A 17,637-nucleotide genomic window follows, 5' to 3' on the forward strand; every position below is an offset into this window, starting at 1 on the left:
AGTCATATAAGGAAAAAACATGAGTAGATACGAGAAAGCATCGCATGTGTATTGGCGATGTCAATATCATATAGTCTGGACACCAAAGTATAGGTTCTGAATATTGAAGAACAAAGTAGGCAGAGATGTTTACAGGTGCATACAAGTGTATTGTGAGCAGTTAGGGTGCAAAGTAGTCGAGTTAAATGTGCAGGTTGACCATGTTCATTTGGTAGTGAAGATACCGCCGAAGTTATCAGTCTCGAAACTAATGGGTGCTTTAAAGGGAAAAATAGCTCTAAAGCTATTTAGCAAATATCCATACTTAAGGAAAAACAAGTTATGGGGAAACCATTTTTGGCAGAGAGGGTACTTCGTAGATACTGTAGGGATAAATGAAGAAATAATAAGACGGTATGTCAGGCACCAAGAAAAGGAAGAGGTGCAAGAGCAGGCGCAGTTAACACTGCAGTAAACAACGCCCCCTTCTAGGGGGCTAATGCAAAGCCACCTTCTTTAGAAGGTGGATCTTTTACTTTGTATCGTTAATGCACCAAGGTGAATGGTCGCGTATCAAATTGTTTGATGGGGCAAAGCATTCGTTGTCTTGGAATACCAGCTTCCATAAATACTAAGCCATCTGCTGCAAAACCATTTCGTTTAAACCTGTCAACTTCGTTCAAAATGCAATTAATACTCACACAGTCGCACCCTTGTTTTTCAGCCATTTTAACTAAATAGGTTAGTAGCGATTTATAGACAGAGCGATTGCGATGCTCAGGCAAGACAGCAATACGGCCTATGAGCCCATCATTACATAAACGCCCTGTAGCGACAGGGCATTTACCATCTTTTGTAACCAATACATGGTGCGCTGTTTGATCAAGATGATCGAATTCTACGTGTTTAGGGATGTGTAATTCATATACAAACACACGCTCCCTGATTTGCTGCAAGAGTTCCTTGTCGATACTCCATTCAACTTCATCGATATGATAGCCCATAAACACACGCTCCTAACAAAACCAAATACCCTCATTTAAAAGTGTAGTAAAGGTTTTCAAGAAAATGTGATTATTTTTTGAACTATTTATGTCGGTAGCTGTCAGGTAAGTTTGATCGGTGAGCTTTTTGATTAGCTCAAGTTCATCTAAATCATGCATATAGTTAACACCATTGATGCTTAATAGAACCTGTTCATCAATTATTTGGTAAATTGCACGAGTACCGCCTAAACGCTCAAAAACAACGTCTTCATCATTGAGTAAGTCATTTACATCATCTAATGTGTAGGGCTCTTCTAAAGGCGCTAAATCCATTTCATGCTTTGGCTGGCTCATACTATTGCCTAGCCAAGTCTTAAACACTGCGTCATCATTAATCGCAGCAATCATTAATTGTTTTACTTTCTCGGCTTCAGTTTGGTCAAGTTCACCTTTTGATGAGCGTAATTTAAGCTCTGCATCACCGTATCGTTGATTGCCAAGTTCAGTATCAATGAGGTGATCAGCAAATTGTGATAATAAATCACGCTGATTAGGCGCTCTAAAACCAACAGAATAATTTAGTGCATTTTCAACTGCATAGCCTTCATGTGGGCAACCTGGTGGAACATAGAGAATATCTCCAGGTTCTAACACACAATCGATAACCGCAGGGAATTGCTCAACTTGCAACAGACTTTTATTTTGCGCAAATTGTTTTAAATTCGCGTCAGGCATACCAACTCGCCAGTGGCGTTTACCTTCACCCTGTATAATAAACACATCGTACTGGTCTAAATGCGGGCCTACACCACCACCTGGGGTTGAGTAGCTGATCATCAAGTCATCGATACGCCAGTTTGGAATAAAGCGAAATGGTTCTAGCAGTTGCGCAGCATCGTTATGCCAATGGTCAACTGCTTGCACTAAGAGTGTTGAATGTTGCTCTGTCAGTAAGCTAAAGTCTTCAAACGGGCCATGATATGCTTGCCAATCATCTGAGTGATTGGTCACAATACGTGATTCAATGCTTTCTTCCATTGCTAGACCGGCTAATTCTTCGGGCTCTATAGGATCAGCAAAATCTTTGAAGCCTTGTTTAATAAGTAATGGTTTTTTCTGCCAATACTCAGCTAAAAATTGCTCTTGGGTTAATGAATTGATGGTTAATTGATACATAACATGACCTAAGCGAATTGATATAAAAAAAGCGAAAGGAAGGCCTTTCGCTTTTTTAAGTCTTAATTTGAATTTAAGCTAAGTTGTCGATGAACTCAACAGCACGACCAATGTAATTAGCCGGTGTTAATTTTTTCATTTCTACTTTTGCTTCTTCAGGTAACTCAAGACCATCGATGAAATCAGCCATGATTTCTTGGTTTACGCGCTTACCACGAGTAAGGTCTTTAAGTTTTTCATATGGCTTTTCGATACCATATTTACGCATAACCGTTTGGATTGGCTCTGCTAGTAATTCCCAGTTTTGGTCTAGCTCTGCTAATAAACGCTCTTCGTTTACTTCAAGCTTGCTAACACCTTTTAATGTCGCTTGGTAAGCGATAAGTGTGTAACCCATACCAACACCCAGATTACGTAACACTGTTGAGTCAGTTAAGTCACGTTGCCAGCGAGATACCGGTAGTTTTTGTGCAAGGTGAGTAAAGATAGCGTTAGCAATACCTAAGTTGCCTTCAGAGTTTTCAAAATCAATCGGGTTTACTTTGTGAGGCATAGTTGAAGAACCAATCTCACCTGCGATTGTTTTTTGTTTGAAGTGGTTAAGTGCAATGTAGCCCCAAACGTCACGGTCAAAATCAAGTAATACAGTGTTGAAACGTGCAACTGCATCGAATAACTCAGCAATGTAATCGTGCGGCTCGATTTGTGTGGTGAATGGGTTAAATGTTAAACCTAGGCTCGTTACGAACTGCTCAGCATGGCTGTGCCAATCGTAATCTGGGTATGCACTTAGGTGAGCGTTGTAGTTACCTACAGCGCCGTTGATTTTACCTAACATTTCTACGTTAGCAATTTGGTCACGTTGACGCTTTAAGCGCATGTATACGTTCGCAAATTCTTTACCCATTGTAGAAGGGGTAGCTGGTTGACCGTGGGTACGCGTCATCATCGCTACTGATTTGTACTCAACCGCTTTTTCTTTTAATGCATTTAGAAGTTGGTCACAGTATGGAAGTAATACTTTGTCACGCGCTACTGTCAGCATTAAACCGTGAGACAGGTTATTGATGTCTTCTGAAGTACATGCAAAGTGAATGAATTCGTTTACTGCGTTAAGCTCTGCGTTGTCTGCTACTTTTTCTTTAAGTAGGTATTCAACCGCTTTTACGTCATGGTTCGTTGTGCGCTCGATTTCTTTAACGCGTGCTGCATCAGCTTCGCTAAAGTTATCAACAATGGCATTAAGTAAAGCATTAGCCTCGTCGCTAAATGCCGGTACTTCTTTGATTGCGCTAGCTGCAGATAAAGCTTGTAACCAACGAACTTCAACAGTTACACGGTATTTGATTAAACCAAATTCGCTGAAAATGCTGCGTAGTTCCGTGGTCTTGCTGCCGTAGCGACCATCTACCGGAGAGATAGCGGTTAACGCTGAAAGCTCCATAATGACTCCTAAATTGTCTAGTTTGAACGATAATTAAATATACTGTTTAGCAATAGCGAGAATTTTTCTCTTCGAAAAGAAAAAGTGACGGCGTTTACCGCCCATTTGTCGCCATAACACGGCACTACGAATTCCGGCCAATAATAGGGCGCGGATTTTGTTTTGCGTGAGTTGCTGTTTTAATAACTCTGGCTTGCCGTATACTTGAATACGATGCCCAAGGGGGCTTAGCACCGATGAGTAAATATCGGCAAGCGCTGCGACCACAGTATCATCTGTGATAGCAAAATGGTCGAGGCGACGCTTAACATCATCAATGCGACGACCTAATTCATTTAAACTGTTTTGTTTTGCACTTAATGCGCGCTCTAACTGCATTAAGCCACCCACATATTTTACGATTTCAACGTCTTTGTCAGAGCCTGCTGAAAGCTGGGCGATTAAGACACGGTAACCGTCACGTAAATTATGTTTACCCTGATATACATCTTCAGGGCTATTAGGTGATGTCTCGACAATACAGTTTAGTAATTTTTCTAATTCGTGATCACTGCCTTGGCCATATTGCGCAACTTTTTGTACTTGTTTGGCAACTTGGCACATGGCGGCTAAAGCCATGACTTGGTGTTCTGTCATTATTTGATCACCGAATCAATAATACCACCACCTAAACAGACTTCGTCAGCATAGAATACGGCTGATTGACCTGGTGTAACTGCTTTTTGTGGCTCATCAAATAATACGCGTGCCATACCATCTTCACCAACGAGTAAAGTACAGCTGATGTCTTCTTGGCGATAGCGGGTTTTAACAGTACAGCGTGTGGTACCTTTGGGGCCTTCGCGATCAACCCAGTGAAGTTGATTTGCATTTAAGCCATTACTGTATAGGCGAGGGTGGTCTTTACCTTGACCAACCACTAATACGTTACGGTCAACGTCTTTATCAACCACATACCAAGGTTCACCTGAACCTTCTTTCATGCCACCAATTAATAAACCTTTACGTTGACCAAGGGTGTGGTACATCAAGCCTTCGTGATCACCTACTTCGTTGCCATCGGTATCTTCAATTTTACCTGGCTGTGCTGGTAAGAATTTTTGTAAGAAGTCTTTAAACTTACGCTCACCGATAAAGCAAATACCGGTACTGTCTTTTTTATCATGCGTAATTAAGTCTTGTTCTTCAGCTATGCGGCGAACTTCAGGCTTAGCAATATCGCCAACAGGGAACAGTGTTTGCGCAATATGCTCATGGCTTAGAGTGTATAAGAAATAGCTTTGATCTTTGTTGTCATCAAGGCCACGACACATTACAAATTTATCATCGCGTTTTTCGCGGCGTACATAGTGGCCTGTGGCAATGTAATCAGCACCCAAAGCCTCTGCTGCAAATTCTAAAAATGCTTTGAATTTGATTTCTTTATTACACATGATGTCTGGGTTTGGCGTACGGCCTGCCTTGTACTCAGCTAAAAAGTACTCAAACACATTGTCCCAGTATTCGGCTGCAAAATTTACAGTGTGAAGCTCAATATCGAGCTTGTCGCACACAGCTTGTGCGTCTTTAAGGTCTTCAGCTGCAGCGCAATATTCATCATTATCGTCTTCTTCCCAGTTTTTCATGAACAGGCCTTCAACTTGATAGCCTTGTTGCTTTAATAAATACGCTGATACAGAAGAATCCACACCGCCGGACATACCCACGATGACTTTAATGTGACTATTTTCGCTCATAATATTCGCTGTCATTTTTTAACTGCTATGGAAAGGCTGGCATTATAGCATGCTTTTAGACGCCCAAACCAGCCAAAATCACAGCCGTTATTAGTAAATCAAACTCAGTGGGTAGGCTTTGCCAGCTAAATGATCTTCAATGCATTTTAAAACTAGAGGGCTTCTAAGCGGCAGGCTTTTAATTTGCTCAAGGCTAAACCAATCTGCGCCTAGAATGTCATCATCTTGGGGAGATGGTTTAAACAGCTCTGGGCTATTAAAAGCAAAGCTAAAACGCATATAGTGAACGCCATTCGCGGCATGCAAATTATAAATGCCAACAAGATGGCTGGGATTAAGGCTAATGCCCGTTTCCTCTATAAGTTCACGATGTGCAGCATCTGCTAAGGTTTCATTTGCCTCCAAATGGCCGGCAGGTTGGTTATAACAGATTTCACCTGTGTGTTTGTCACGCTCTTTAACAAGTAAAAATTTCTCTTGGCACGTGACAATAGCGGCCACTGTGACATTGGGTTTATGCATCTGGGTTGTTCACTACTTTAAATTGGCCGTTATCTAAGCCATCGAGAGTATAGTCACCAATGCTGTACCGAATTAATCGCAAAGTTGGAAAGCCAACATGAGCAGTCATCCGGCGAACTTGGCGATTACGTCCTTCAGTGATAGAGATTTCTAACCAACTGGTTGGAATGTTTTTCCGCTCGCGAACGGGTGGTGTACGCGGCCAAATTGATGGCTCGTCAATACGTCTGACCTTAGCGGGCTTGGTCATGCCATCTTTAAGTTCTACGCCTTTGTTAAGGGCAAAGATAGCCTCATCACTGACATCACCTTCTACTTGCACCCAATATGTTTTAGCTGTTTTTTTATTGGGTTCAGTTAGTGTGTGTTGTAACTTACCGCAGTTTGTAAGAAGCAAGAGTCCTTCGCTGTCTCTGTCTAGGCGTCCTGCCGCATACACGTCTTTAATAGTAATAAAGTCGGCTAGGGTTTTACGGTTTTGGTCATCAGTAAATTGGCAAAGCACATCAAATGGTTTGTTAAACAGCACCACTTTGCGTTGCTCTGGGCTAATTGCTTTTTTTACTTCTCGTTTTTGCGTAGGTCTTGAGTATGTTCGGCCACTGCTGCGACGCGGTTTATTTTTTGGTTTATTTACCATTAAATACACCTAGCCGGTTTAGGTAAACCTGCAATTTTAGTTGCTTGCTTTGCAGGGCCTTTTGGAAACAGTTTGTATAAATACATACTGTTACCTTTTTCTTCACCTAGCTTTTGAGCCATTGCTTTTACCAGCATTCGAATAGCGGGGCTGGTGTTGTATTCAAGATAAAAATCACGCACAAAATGCACAACTTCCCAGTGCTGTTCACTTAAAGTAATGTTTTCTTGCTCGGCAATAATAGGTGCAAGCTCTTCGCTCCAATCATTTGTATCGAGCAAATAGCCTTGTTTGTCTGTTTCAATCTGTTTGTTATTAAATTCAAGCATGATTTACCAAGTAATCGTGTTTTGAGCTGATAATGTGAGTTCTACAAACTCAGCATAGCTAATGTTAATATCACTTTCGTTTAGTGAGATGGCGCGTGCCGTGGCATCTTCTTCCAACAAGTGCAGGGTAGCAGAAAATTGTTTAAATTGGTTGATGTTATAACAAGCATCACCAACCAAAAGTACAGCGTGGTTGCTATCAATCAAATTCTCAAGTGTATTAAGGCAGTAATGCGATAAAGGTTTTGAAAAAATATGTAAGGTACTCATAGAGTCACCACTTGATGCTGTTGAGCTATTAAAGCACGCTGCTGTTCAAAGTTAGCAACTTTAACGTCAATAATGAGATTTTCCTTAGTTAAATTAAAATCCACAAGTGACTTCTCGCACACATATATGTTTTCAACATCATATAACTCAAGCGTTTTTATCGTTTTAAAATAATTTTTAATACCTAACAGTTCAGGTTGTTGGTTTTTTTTAAGTGCTAGCACTGCATCCGCACTTAATAACCAACTGATATTCTGATCAATAGCTGCGAAGATAAGTGCCATGTCGAGCGATTCCCGAATGTGTTGGTCGTCAAATGGAGCATGTTGACTTATTACTAAAACATTTTTCATTTAAATTGCACCCATTTATCTGCTTCACTGGCTAGCATTGCAAACTCAGCAAGCCCTGCAACCGTGAAAACACCCGTATTCTGTGTATCCAAACCACGTTTTTCGGCTGCTGTAACGCATAACAATAGAGGAACTTCTTTTGCCGATAACTTTTGCCAAAGTTGTTTTATAGGTAGTTCATCGCTAGCAAGATCTAAATGATTGCTCGCATGGAAAATTCCTGCTTGGTATAAGAAAATAGCTGAAATGGTGTGGCCGCCTGCAATACAAGCTTCAGCAAACTTAATTAAGCGCTGTGTTGTATCATGATCAGTCGGTGCGGTATGAAGAGATAGTACAAATTGTGCCAAAACGCATCCAATAAAAAAGCCCCTAGAAAGGGGCTATTTTATCAGATAAATATCTATTTAGTCATCACTTGCGCCAAGTAGGTGTAGAAGTGATGTAAATAAGTTATATACATTCAAGTAAAGGGCTACAGTTGCACGAATGTAGTTAGTTTCACCACCGTTAATAATACGGCTTGTGTCAAATAAGATTAAGCCAGACATGATTAAAACTACAGCAGCATTGATAACCATGAAAGTAATAGAGCTACCGATGAATAGGTTTACTAAACTAGCAATGATAACAACGATTAGACCAACTGTTAAAAAGCCACCCATGAATGAGAAGTCTTTTTTAGTCGTCAGTGCATAGGCTGATAAACCAAAGAAAATTAACGCGGTCGAACCAAGAGCCTGCATAATGAGTAATGGGCCGTTTGGCATTGCTGCATAGTAATTTAAAATAGGACCAAGGCCTGCGCCCATAAGCCCTGTAAATACAAATACCCAAGCGACACCAGAGGCTGAGTCAGCTTTTTTGTTGACTACAAAAAGTACACCAAATGCAATAAGGCTGAATACCAGACCCATGAAGTAAGGTAAATTCATCGCCATTGAAATACCGGCTGTCACTGCGCTGAATGCTAATGTCATGGCCAGTAAGAAATAAGTATTTTTAAGTACTTTGTTTGTTTCAATGGTCGACATAACCGGTTTAGCGGTATTGTACGAGTGATTAAACGCCATTGTAGAGCTCCTTTAAATGAACTATTTAGTTCGTTAGTTCCAATTATTAAACTAGAACTAAGACTACCAAGAGTTATATATTTGGGCAAACCTTTGTAGTTCAATAGACACGATAAATAATTGAAAAGTTCAATGTTGCGCATAATCTAAACGCTGCTGTACTAATGCTGAGCAAATTAATTGTTTTTTAATCACTTAAACAGTTTTTTGAAAAAAAAGCTTCACAAAGCTCATTGGCTTATCTATTATGCACGCCGTCGGAGAGATGGCAGAGTGGTCGAATGCACCGGTCTTGAAAACCGGCAGGGGTTTGTAGCCCCTCTAGGGTTCAAATCCCTATCTCTCCACCATTATTACTAAGCTATTTGCGCAAGCGAGTAGTTATTTCGCATTCGGAGAGATGGCAGAGTGGTCGAATGCACCGGTCTTGAAAACCGGCAGGGGTTTGTAGCCCTTCTAGGGTTCAAATCCCTATCTCTCCACCATCATTAGAGCCGCTGATTAGTTCAGCGGCTTTTTTGTGTCTAATCCTTTCTCATCTCTAGTACGACTATTGTCGATATTTCGGATTTTCTCTAGTTAGTCCATGCTTATTACTTCTCGTATTATCTTTGTTAAAGTAGGGAATTTATGAAACATCGTATAGCAAAGAGTGTAGGACTATCTTTATTATCGCCTGTGATCATTGGTTGTGTCTTAGGCCTGTATTATGCGTTTACCTTAGAAGGAAATGGCTTAAGTATTTTCTTTAACCTCTTAGTGAGCGCCATTTCTAATGCCCATATTGTTGGCTTAACAATGGCGGCCTTTGTCGTGCCTGGTTACTTATTAATGTATAAGTACGCGAAAGTGAACTACTCGGGTGTTTTAACACTGGGTTTATTAGGTGGCGCTATTTTTAGTTACTTGCTAAGTGCAACTGCGGGTACCGCATTTATTGTGAATGCACTTATGTCTGCATTGGCTGCAGGTTTATTCTTATTTGGATTGAGACAAGGCTTGGCAGTTCAAACTCCCCATCAATAGCAGAATATTTAATCAAGCTGACTGAAATTGAGGGCAAAATGTTTTTTTTTGCCTTTAAAAGGTTTCATTTGTCGCCCACAAAGAGTACCTTTAGCTACTGTATGTTTAATAAGAAGTAGTTTGGTATGTCGAAGCAAAAATTTTACCAGTCATTAGTTAAACAAACTGAATCGCTGATTAATGGTGAGTCAAATGTTATAGCGAATATGGCAAATATTAGTGCGCTTTTGTTTACCTCGTTAGAGGATATTAACTGGGCGGGTTTTTATTTAATGGATTCGCCAGATGAGCTAGTACTTGGTCCGTTTCAAGGCAATCCGGCCTGTATCCGTATTCCTGTAGGTAAAGGAGTATGTGGCACGGCTGCTAAGACACAAGAAACACAATTAGTGGAAGATGTTCATGCATTTGCCGGTCATATAGCCTGTGACGCTGCATCTAACTCTGAAATTGTGGTACCCATTTTTAAAGATGGTAAAGTTTTTGCCGTACTTGATATTGATAGTCCAAGTATCGGACGTTTCGATGTTGACGACCGCACAGGTCTAGAAGCACTTGTAAAATGCTTTGAGGCAAACCTGTAATGAAAGATCTACTAAACGTGCAAGATTACCTTTTTTCCATTCAAGATGTTGGTGATTGGGAAGGTGAAGAAGAAGTTGTAGCCGAAAGGCTCAATGAGTTGATTCACATGGCTTGGGATCGTCTCCCTGACGACCTTGACTGTGAGTCGATTGATGAAATTATAAATGGTATTTGGGAACACCTTCGAGGGGAGCTTGCACTTTTAGAGGCCGAATTCGAAGAGTTGACCGACTGGGTAACACACTATGTCGATTCATCACTTGATGAAAAGATGTAATAAAAGGTTCTAACATGGAAACCACAAACAAGCTAAAAGATATTAATGAAGTACTGGATTTCTTATATCAAGAATTTCCGCAATGTTTTAAACAAAAAGACGGCATTCAGCCGCTTAAAGTCGGTATCTTTAAAGATATCGCTGAGCGCATTGAAGGTTCTGAGAAAGTAAGTAAAACTCAGGTTCGTCAAGCACTTAGAAAGTATACCTCAAATTGGCGCTATTTAGAGGCAGTGACTAAATCTGAGTTCCGCATCGATCTTGATGGTAATCAAGATGAAAAAGTGGAACAAGAACACATTGAGCACGCCCAAAAAGCACTTGAAGAAAGCCGCGCCAAAATGGCTAAGCGTAAAAAGCAGCAACGTCCACGTAGAGATTCAGACACAAAATCTTACAAAAAGAACGGTGCTCAAAATGCCAAATCTGGTGATAAAGGCGCTAGAGTAGGTAATAAGCCTGCAAAAGCTGCACCTGCTAAACGTTCAGGAAAAGTTGAACCTTTACCTGCCTCTGAGGTCAAGGTTAATAGCAAAGTGAAAGTTAAACTTGGCCAAGCCCTTGTAAATGCTGTTATAACAGAAGTGAACAAAGATGAAGTTCATGTTGAGTTAGTAACAGGGATGCAAGTTAAGACCAAAGCAGACAGCCTGTATATCATTTAATAGCTGTAAAAAGAAAGGAGTTGTGTATGAGTAAAAAGTTTACGCTCATTCCGTTAGTCGCTGCCCTGTTTTCAGGCTCATTATTGGCCGCTGCAGATAATTTAACTGAAGATGATTTGCCAGTACTAAAGCAAGAAAGCCAGCATAGTACAGCAAGCAAACGGGTGACAAACTTATTTACTCGTGCACACTATAAACCAATACGTTTTAACGATAGCTTATCTGAAAAAGTTTTCGAACGTTATATTGAGTCTCTTGACTACAATAAGAGTGTTTTTTTAGCCTCAGACATTGCTTCTTTTGAGCAATATAAAGATCAGTTTGACAATGCATTGTCGACAGGCAAACTTGGTTTTGCATTTGATATTTTTAACCTGAGCCTAAAACGTCGCTTTGAACGTTACGACTATTCTTTATCGCTCCTAGAAAAGGAAATGAAGTTTGATAAAGAAGATGAGTACGTGTTTGACCGTGAAGAAGCTAATTGGGCTACAAGCCAAGCTGAGCTTGATGAACTTTGGCGTCAACGCGTTAAATATGATGCGTTACGTTTAAAAATGACGGGTAAAGATTGGCAAGGAATTAAAGACGTTCTTACCAAGCGCTACCACAATGCGCAAAAACGTTTAGTGCAAACAAACAGTGAAGATGCTTTCCAAATTGTGATGAATTCATTTGCACGTAGCATCGAAGCACATACTTCTTACTTATCGCCACGTCGTGCTGAACAGTTTAAGATGGATATGGACCTTGAACTTGAAGGTATAGGTGCCGTTCTTAGCTATGATGAAGATTACACGGTTATTCGTAGTTTAGTGCCAGGTGGCCCTGCGGATAAATCAGAACAAATCAAAGCCGATGACCGAATTATTGGTGTAGCTCAAGATGGCGAAGAGTTTGTTGATGTGATTGGTTGGCGTCTTGATGACGTGGTTGACTTAATCAAAGGTCCTAAAGGCACTAAAGTTCGTTTGCAATATTTAAAAGGTGCAGACGCCCATGGTACACCTAAAGTCGTTGAGATTACGCGTGATAAAATTCGCCTTGAAGACCGCGCAGCTAAATCAGAAGTATTTGAAGCTAAATATTCAGACTTAACCAGTAAAATTGGTGTGATTGAAATACCAGGTTTCTACAATAACTTGTCGCAAGACGTTAAAGTTGAAATAGCTAAGTTAAAAGAAGCTAAGGTTGATGGTATTATTATCGATTTGCGTCAAAACGGTGGTGGTTCTTTATACGAAGCAACTCAGTTGTCAGGTTTATTTATTGATCAAGGACCCGTGGTACAAATCCACACTTTAAATAATCGAATTGAAGAGCAAAAAGACCGCGATGGTGTCACTTTTTATGATGGTCCATTAACCGTTTTGGTTGATCGATACAGTGCTTCAGCATCTGAAATATTCGCAGCTGCAATGCAAGACTATGGTCGTGCAATTGTCATTGGTGAGCAAACCTTTGGTAAAGGTACAGTACAACAGCATAAACCACTTGGTCGTGCTTATGACTTATATGATCACCCATTAGGTAGCGTACAGTACACAATTGCTAAATTCTATCGTATTAATGGTGGTAGTACTCAGCATAAAGGTGTGATACCAGATGTATCGTTCCCATCGGCAATCGATCCAGCGGATTGGGGCGAAAGCCAACAAGACAACGCGTTACCGTGGGATAGTATCATTCGTGCTAAATACAACTCTGTTGATAACCTAGAGCCTGCAATTGCGTATGTGAATAAGTTACATGATACACGTATTGCGAGCGAGCCAGAGTTCGGTTACGTATTTGATGACATTAAGCGTTATCAACAAGAGAAAGATCGTAAAACAATTTCACTGGTTGAAGCCGCTCGTATTAAAGAGAAAGATGAAGGTGAAGAACGAGCACTTGAGCGTGCCAATGAACGCTTAGTTCGCCTAGGTGAAAAGCCGGTAGAGAACTTAGACGATTTACCTGACACCTTAGATGATCTTGACCCATTTTTGGAAGAAGCGGCATTAATCACGCAAGATTACATCAAGTACGGCCGTATCGCGAAAAAATAAATACTTACTTATGATTAATAAAAAGGCGCTTAGGCGCCTTTTTTGCTACCTAAAACAGGTCAGCTTGTTATAATTGGACAATCTGGCTGTCAAAAAAGCCACTGAAGTTTTGCGTCAAGCTTACAATAATAATTAAACACGCCACATAAGACGTGTAGGAGACTATCTTTTGAATTCTATTGAAGAAAAGCCGATCAAGCAGGCTAGTTTTTTAGATGCTTTGATCCCAATTACTGTGCTTGTGTGCCTTTTAGGCGCTGCTGTTTATTTGTTTGGTGATAATTCGTCATCAGGTCCTAACCAAATTGCATTATTGTTCGCTACTTTTACAGCGGCTTTAATTGGTTTAAAAAATGGCTATACATGGAAAAAACTTGAACAAGCCATGATTGAAGGGATCACTTTATCCCTTGGTGCAATTATTATCTTGCTTATGGTTGGTGCTTTAATTGGTACTTGGTTATTATCCGGTACTGTACCCACCCTTATTTACTATGGCCTTCAAATCATTAATCCAAGTTGGTTTTATGCTGCCAGTTGTTTAATCTGTGGCATTGTAGCTATGAGTATTGGTAGTTCATGGACCACAGCTGCAACTATTGGTGTGGCGTTATTAGGTGTTGCAACTGGTCTTGGTCTTGAGCAAGTTGTTACTGCTGGTGCTGTTATTTCTGGTGCATACTTTGGTGATAAGTTAAGCCCTCTTTCAGAAACCACAAACTTAGCACCTGCAGTAGCCGGTGCCGATTTATTTGACCATATTCACCATATGCTTTGGACAACGGTACCAAGCTTTATCATCGCTTTAATTATTTTTATCTTTATGGGCTTTAATGCCGGTGGCTCAACTGAGGCAGGGCGTATTGAAGAAATTGTCAATTTACTGGAACAAAACTTCAACATTGGTTTTGAAATGCTAGTGCCCTTAGCTGTGCTGCTATTTTTAGCTATTCGTAAAATGCCAGCTTTTCCTGCTATATCAATCGGTGCTGTGCTTGGTGCTATTTGGGCAATGCTATTTCAATCAGATTTAATTAGCAGCCAAATTGATGCATCACAAGGTGAAATTATTGGCTATTTTAAACTAGTATGGACCACTTTTTTCGATGGGTTTAGTATCGATACTGGTGATGAAAAAATGGATTCATTGCTCAGTGGTGGTGGTATGGCTGGCATGTTAACGACTACATGGTTAATTATGACTGCGCTTATGTTTGGTGCCATTATGGAAAAAACGGGCTTACTTGATATGTTCGTAAAGAGCATCTTAAAAATAGCGAAGAGTACCGGCTCGCTTATTACCGCAACGATTGCTACGTGTATCGGTACAAATGCGGTAGCAGCTGATCAATATATTGCCATTGTCGTGCCTGGCCGCATGTTTAAAGAAGAATATGAAAAACGTGGTTTAAAGCCGGTTAACTTATCACGCACCTTAGAAGATGGCGGAACGATAACTAGTCCATTGATCCCCTGGAATACTTGTGGTGCGTATATGCAAAGTGTTTTATTAATCAATCCATTTGATTATGCACTGTATGCTTTCTTTAATTTAATTAATCCGTTCCTAGCGGTTATTTATGCTTATTTGGGAATTAAGATTTTACGCATTACCCCAAAACATGCGAAACCAAGCACTGTTGAATAATAACGTAAGGCCCTACAGAAGTGGGGCCATTTGGAGCCTTTTATGTCTGTAACGAATAAACCTCAAGCTCAATATCTAAAAGATTACCAATCCCCACAATTTTCAATTCACCATATCGATTTACGCTTCGAATTAGCACCATTAAAAACCACAGTGCAATCGACAATGACGATGAGTCGTACGGATAATACCGAGGCCGACCTAATATTAGATGGTGTGGATTTAGTGCTTATTTCATTATCTGTAAATAATGAACAATACGATGATTATACACTTGAAGATGAAAAGCTGATTATCCATCATTTACCTGACAGCTTTACACTTAAAATAGAAAATCATATTGATCCACAAACAAATACATCACTTGAAGGGTTGTATTTATCTGGCGGTGCGTATTGCACGCAATGTGAAGCGCAAGGTTTTAGAAAAATTACGTATTACATGGATCGCCCTGATATTTTAGCCAGCTTTGATGTCACCATTATCGCGGACCAGAAATACACTCATTTATTATCAAATGGTAATCAAATTGACGCTGGCACATTGGATGACGGTCGTCATTTTGTAAAATGGCAAGACCCATTCAAAAAACCAAGTTACTTGTTCGCTTTAGTAGCAGGGGATTTTGATGTTTTGCGTGACCAGTACACAACTAAGTCTGGTCGTAACGTAGAGCTGGCATTATTTGTCGATAAAGGAAATTTAGCTAAAACTCCGCATGCAATGTCTTCACTTAAAAAGTCAATGCAGTGGGATGAAGAGCGTTTTAATCTTGAGTATGACCTAGATATATACATGATTGTTGCTGTCGACTTTTTTAATATGGGGGCGATGGAAAATAAAGGGCTAAATATCTTTAATAGCAAATGCGTACTTGCCAACCAAGAGACGGCCACAGATAAAGATTACCATACCATTGAGTCTATCGTTGGCCATGAGTATTTTCATAACTGGACCGGTAACCGTGTAACGTGTCGAGATTGGTTCCAGCTATCATTAAAAGAAGGCTTAACGGTCTTTCGTGACCAAGAATTTAGTAGTGATTTAGGCTCACGAGCACTTAACCGAATTGACGCGGTTAAGGTTATGCGTACTCACCAGTTTAGCGAAGATGCTGGGCCTATGGCGCACCCAATTCGTCCTGAAAAAGTGATTGAAATGAATAATTTCTACACTGTTACAGTCTATGACAAAGGCGCTGAAGTTATTCGTATGATGCACACTTTATTGGGCGAAGAGAAGTTCCAGCAAGGCATGTCACTCTATTTCGAACGTCATGATGGACAAGCTGTGACCTGTGATGACTTTGTCGCTGCTATGAATGATGCGTCAGGCATTGATTTAAGCCAATTTAAACGTTGGTATAGTCAAGCTGGCACTCCAAAACTGAATGTTGAGCAACAGTACAATAGCGAAAAACAAACGTTTACTTTAACAATTGAGCAATTCGCACCAGACAATCAACCTGAGAATGATCTGTTGCATATTCCATTTGCTATTGAATTATTGAATCCGGCGGGGGAGTCATTACCACTGGTAGTTAATGATCAAGCCCATGATTCAGTATTGAATGTGACTAAACAGAAGCAACAATTTGTTTTTGAAGGACTCGCTGAGCGACCTGTTGCTGTTCTATTGGAAGACTTCTCGGCCCCTTGTATTGTCAATCAATCTAGTTCGGCTGAGGATTTGCTGCATATAATGCGTTTTGCTCGTAGTGACTTCTCTCGCTGGGATGCGCAACAACGTCTTTTGACCAATGAAATTAAAACAGCGATTTCGTCGGGTAATAACGAGTTATCGCCGTCGGTTATTAATACATTCGATACGCTTATTACTAAGCGTGAAGGTGATTTAGCATTGATTGCTGAATTACTTAAGTTACCAAGCTACGATACCCTGGCTGCTGAATACAAAGTCATTCCTGTTGATAATATTATTGATGTATTAAATGCGTTTGAAAAACAAATTGCATCGAGTCTTTCAGAGTCCTTAACGAATTGTTATCAATCACTCGAAGATGATGGGTCAACGTCTGCTGACGCTGTTGCGGTGCGAGCATTAAAACAAGTTTGTTTGCATTACTTAGCTAAAACACCTGATCCAGCTATCAATGAGCTAATCATTGAAGCTGCAAATAGCGCGAATATGACAAATGTGCTCGCGTCACTGGGTGCTGTGGTGAAAGCAAATCATTCTCTTGGCGAGCGTTTATTGAGTGAATTTGATGCCAAGTGGCGTCATGATGTACTGGTAATGGATAAGTGGTTTGCCTTACAGGCGATGAATGATACTGATACCTGTATCGATGAAATTAAAGGTTTATATGAGCACCCAAGTTTTGATTTTGGCAACCCTAACCGTGTTCGAGCATTAGTGGGTAGTTTTAGTCATTTTAATATTACGCAATTTCATCGTGCAGATGGCAAGGGCTATCAGTTATTGGGTGATCTATTGGTTAAGCTTAATGAAATAAACCCACAGAATGCGTCAAGAATGTTGACACCTTTCATGTCATGGCGTCGCTATGACGACAATCGTTCAGCGGCGATGAAGGCACAACTTACTCGGCTAGCGTCATTGGATGGTTTAAGTGACGACTTATATGAAAAAGTAGAGAAGGCACTTGCTAGTTAATGAACGAATACTATTTTTCGCTCTACCTGAGTTACTCTAAATGTTTAGATTATTATCATGGTAAATATAAATCAGTCCAAGTGACGGAAGATGGTGGTAAAACAGTTCGTTTCGATGCTGAACATTTGCGTCCTTTTATTTCTTCGATAGGAATAAGAGGGCGCTTTAGGCTGATACTCACTGAGCAAAACAGATTCCTTAAACTTGAGAAAGTCAGCTAAAAGCATGAAATCTAATTTA

20 protein-coding genes, 2 tRNA genes and 1 pseudogene are annotated in these 17,637 nt (G+C 40.3%); 11 read left to right on the forward strand and 12 right to left on the reverse strand.

Annotation, left to right across the window (positions count from 1 at the left end):
- Positions 1–19: 19 nt before the first annotated feature.
- Positions 20–454: pseudogene (gene tnpA / locus LY624_RS07750) on the forward strand (IS200/IS605 family transposase).
- Positions 455–524: 70 nt separating this feature from the next.
- Here the strand turns inward: tnpA and LY624_RS07755 are convergent.
- The 12 genes from LY624_RS07755 to LY624_RS07810 all read right to left on the reverse strand — a co-directional run bounded on the left by LY624_RS07755 (position 525) and on the right by LY624_RS07810 (position 8,508).
- On the reverse strand, positions 525–983 hold the full coding sequence (locus LY624_RS07755; RefSeq protein WP_130149767.1) for a GNAT family N-acetyltransferase: 459 nt from the start codon (positions 981–983) through the stop codon (positions 525–527).
- A 12-nt stretch (positions 984–995) separates the two neighbouring features.
- Positions 996–2,141, reverse strand: a complete 1,146-nt coding sequence (locus LY624_RS07760) for a cupin domain-containing protein (protein ID WP_341804248.1) — start codon at positions 2,139–2,141, stop codon at positions 996–998.
- Positions 2,142–2,214: 73 nt separating this feature from the next.
- Positions 2,215–3,585 (reverse strand): adenylosuccinate lyase, encoded by a 1,371-nt coding sequence (gene purB / locus LY624_RS07765; protein ID WP_341804249.1) that lies wholly within the window; start codon positions 3,583–3,585, stop codon positions 2,215–2,217.
- A gap of 33 nt (positions 3,586–3,618) precedes the next feature.
- Complete coding sequence (gene hflD, locus LY624_RS07770) at positions 3,619–4,221, reverse strand: high frequency lysogenization protein HflD (protein ID WP_130149769.1); 603 nt, start codon at positions 4,219–4,221, stop codon at positions 3,619–3,621.
- Positions 4,221–5,321 carry a tRNA 2-thiouridine(34) synthase MnmA gene (gene mnmA / locus LY624_RS07775; RefSeq protein WP_341804395.1) on the reverse strand — a complete coding sequence of 367 codons (1,101 nt, stop codon included), beginning with the start codon at positions 5,319–5,321 and terminating at the stop codon, positions 4,221–4,223. The genes hflD and mnmA overlap by 1 nt, the downstream gene beginning before the upstream one ends.
- Before the next feature lie 90 nt (positions 5,322–5,411).
- Positions 5,412–5,843 (reverse strand): NUDIX hydrolase, encoded by a 432-nt coding sequence (locus LY624_RS07780; RefSeq protein WP_341804250.1) that lies wholly within the window; start codon positions 5,841–5,843, stop codon positions 5,412–5,414.
- Positions 5,836–6,483 carry an rRNA large subunit pseudouridine synthase E gene (locus tag LY624_RS07785; RefSeq protein ID WP_341804251.1) on the reverse strand — a complete coding sequence of 216 codons (648 nt, stop codon included), beginning with the start codon at positions 6,481–6,483 and terminating at the stop codon, positions 5,836–5,838. Before LY624_RS07785 ends, LY624_RS07780 begins: the two co-directional genes overlap by 8 nt.
- Positions 6,483–6,812, reverse strand: a complete 330-nt coding sequence (gene tusE, locus LY624_RS07790; RefSeq protein WP_062568972.1) for a sulfurtransferase TusE — start codon at positions 6,810–6,812, stop codon at positions 6,483–6,485. Before tusE ends, LY624_RS07785 begins: the two co-directional genes overlap by 1 nt.
- Before the next feature lie 3 nt (positions 6,813–6,815).
- Complete coding sequence (locus LY624_RS07795; RefSeq protein ID WP_341804252.1) at positions 6,816–7,082, reverse strand: DsrH/TusB family sulfur relay protein; 267 nt, start codon at positions 7,080–7,082, stop codon at positions 6,816–6,818.
- Positions 7,079–7,435, reverse strand: coding sequence for a sulfurtransferase complex subunit TusC (gene tusC, locus LY624_RS07800; protein WP_237118637.1), 357 nt, complete (start codon positions 7,433–7,435; stop codon positions 7,079–7,081). The genes LY624_RS07795 and tusC overlap by 4 nt, the downstream gene beginning before the upstream one ends.
- Entirely contained in the window at positions 7,432–7,785 is a 354-nt protein-coding gene (gene tusD / locus LY624_RS07805) for a sulfurtransferase complex subunit TusD (RefSeq protein ID WP_341804253.1), read from the reverse strand. The genes tusC and tusD overlap by 4 nt, the downstream gene beginning before the upstream one ends.
- A 57-nt stretch (positions 7,786–7,842) precedes the next feature.
- Positions 7,843–8,508, reverse strand: coding sequence for a Bax inhibitor-1/YccA family protein (locus tag LY624_RS07810; RefSeq protein WP_130149775.1), 666 nt, complete (start codon positions 8,506–8,508; stop codon positions 7,843–7,845).
- 259 nt (positions 8,509–8,767) lie between these two features.
- Between LY624_RS07810 and LY624_RS07815 the strand changes: the two genes are divergently transcribed.
- The 10 genes from LY624_RS07815 (at position 8,768) to LY624_RS07860 (ending at position 17,618) form a co-directional block, all read left to right on the forward strand.
- A tRNA-Ser gene (locus LY624_RS07815) sits at positions 8,768–8,858 on the forward strand.
- 44 nt (positions 8,859–8,902) lie between these two features.
- Positions 8,903–8,993, forward strand: a tRNA-Ser gene (locus tag LY624_RS07820).
- 145 nt (positions 8,994–9,138) lie between these two features.
- A complete protein-coding gene (locus LY624_RS07825; RefSeq protein ID WP_237118636.1) occupies positions 9,139–9,534 on the forward strand; it encodes a hypothetical protein in 396 nt (131 codons plus the stop codon).
- Between the two features lie 125 nt (positions 9,535–9,659).
- Positions 9,660–10,118, forward strand: coding sequence for a GAF domain-containing protein (locus LY624_RS07830; protein WP_130149777.1), 459 nt, complete (start codon positions 9,660–9,662; stop codon positions 10,116–10,118).
- Positions 10,118–10,396 (forward strand): hypothetical protein, encoded by a 279-nt coding sequence (locus LY624_RS07835; RefSeq protein ID WP_130149778.1) that lies wholly within the window; start codon positions 10,118–10,120, stop codon positions 10,394–10,396. Before LY624_RS07830 ends, LY624_RS07835 begins: the two co-directional genes overlap by 1 nt.
- 14 nt (positions 10,397–10,410) lie before the next feature.
- Entirely contained in the window at positions 10,411–11,061 is a 651-nt protein-coding gene (gene proQ, locus LY624_RS07840) for an RNA chaperone ProQ (protein ID WP_130149779.1), read from the forward strand.
- Positions 11,062–11,087: 26 nt separating this feature from the next.
- Positions 11,088–13,112, forward strand: coding sequence for a carboxy terminal-processing peptidase (prc, locus tag LY624_RS07845; protein WP_237118633.1), 2,025 nt, complete (start codon positions 11,088–11,090; stop codon positions 13,110–13,112).
- A gap of 169 nt (positions 13,113–13,281) precedes the next feature.
- A complete protein-coding gene (gene nhaC, locus LY624_RS07850) occupies positions 13,282–14,760 on the forward strand; it encodes a Na+/H+ antiporter NhaC (protein ID WP_341804254.1) in 1,479 nt (492 codons plus the stop codon).
- Positions 14,761–14,802: 42 nt separating this feature from the next.
- Positions 14,803–17,397: an aminopeptidase N gene (gene pepN, locus LY624_RS07855; RefSeq protein ID WP_341804255.1), complete on the forward strand. Its 2,595-nt coding sequence runs from the start codon at positions 14,803–14,805 to the stop codon at positions 17,395–17,397.
- On the forward strand, positions 17,397–17,618 hold the full coding sequence (locus tag LY624_RS07860) for a DUF2835 domain-containing protein (protein ID WP_062568984.1): 222 nt from the start codon (positions 17,397–17,399) through the stop codon (positions 17,616–17,618). The genes pepN and LY624_RS07860 overlap by 1 nt, the downstream gene beginning before the upstream one ends.
- Positions 17,619–17,637: the final 19 nt, after the last annotated feature.

This window comes from Pseudoalteromonas sp. N1230-9 (assembly GCF_032716425.1).
In the GTDB taxonomy this organism is placed as follows: domain Bacteria; phylum Pseudomonadota; class Gammaproteobacteria; order Enterobacterales; family Alteromonadaceae; genus Pseudoalteromonas.

Coding starts and splice junctions, on each gene's coding strand:
- proQ (WP_130149779.1), top strand. CDS start 10,411: ATGGAAACCACAAACAAGCTAAAAGATATTAATGAAGTACTGGATTTC.
- LY624_RS07785 (WP_341804251.1), bottom strand. CDS start 6,483: ATGGTAAATAAACCAAAAAATAAACCGCGTCGCAGCAGTGGCCGAACA.
- LY624_RS07760 (WP_341804248.1), bottom strand. CDS start 2,141: ATGTATCAATTAACCATCAATTCATTAACCCAAGAGCAATTTTTAGCT.
- prc (WP_237118633.1), top strand. CDS start 11,088: ATGAGTAAAAAGTTTACGCTCATTCCGTTAGTCGCTGCCCTGTTTTCA.
- LY624_RS07860 (WP_062568984.1), top strand. CDS start 17,397: ATGAACGAATACTATTTTTCGCTCTACCTGAGTTACTCTAAATGTTTA.
- LY624_RS07830 (WP_130149777.1), top strand. CDS start 9,660: ATGTCGAAGCAAAAATTTTACCAGTCATTAGTTAAACAAACTGAATCG.
- LY624_RS07780 (WP_341804250.1), bottom strand. CDS start 5,843: ATGCATAAACCCAATGTCACAGTGGCCGCTATTGTCACGTGCCAAGAG.
- LY624_RS07795 (WP_341804252.1), bottom strand. CDS start 7,082: ATGAGTACCTTACATATTTTTTCAAAACCTTTATCGCATTACTGCCTT.
- LY624_RS07810 (WP_130149775.1), bottom strand. CDS start 8,508: ATGGCGTTTAATCACTCGTACAATACCGCTAAACCGGTTATGTCGACC.
- LY624_RS07825 (WP_237118636.1), top strand. CDS start 9,139: ATGAAACATCGTATAGCAAAGAGTGTAGGACTATCTTTATTATCGCCT.
- hflD (WP_130149769.1), bottom strand. CDS start 4,221: ATGACAGAACACCAAGTCATGGCTTTAGCCGCCATGTGCCAAGTTGCC.
- tusE (WP_062568972.1), bottom strand. CDS start 6,812: ATGCTTGAATTTAATAACAAACAGATTGAAACAGACAAACAAGGCTAT.
- pepN (WP_341804255.1), top strand. CDS start 14,803: ATGTCTGTAACGAATAAACCTCAAGCTCAATATCTAAAAGATTACCAA.
- tusC (WP_237118637.1), bottom strand. CDS start 7,435: ATGAAAAATGTTTTAGTAATAAGTCAACATGCTCCATTTGACGACCAA.
- LY624_RS07755 (WP_130149767.1), bottom strand. CDS start 983: ATGGGCTATCATATCGATGAAGTTGAATGGAGTATCGACAAGGAACTC.
- LY624_RS07835 (WP_130149778.1), top strand. CDS start 10,118: ATGAAAGATCTACTAAACGTGCAAGATTACCTTTTTTCCATTCAAGAT.
- purB (WP_341804249.1), bottom strand. CDS start 3,585: ATGGAGCTTTCAGCGTTAACCGCTATCTCTCCGGTAGATGGTCGCTAC.
- mnmA (WP_341804395.1), bottom strand. CDS start 5,321: ATGAGCGAAAATAGTCACATTAAAGTCATCGTGGGTATGTCCGGCGGT.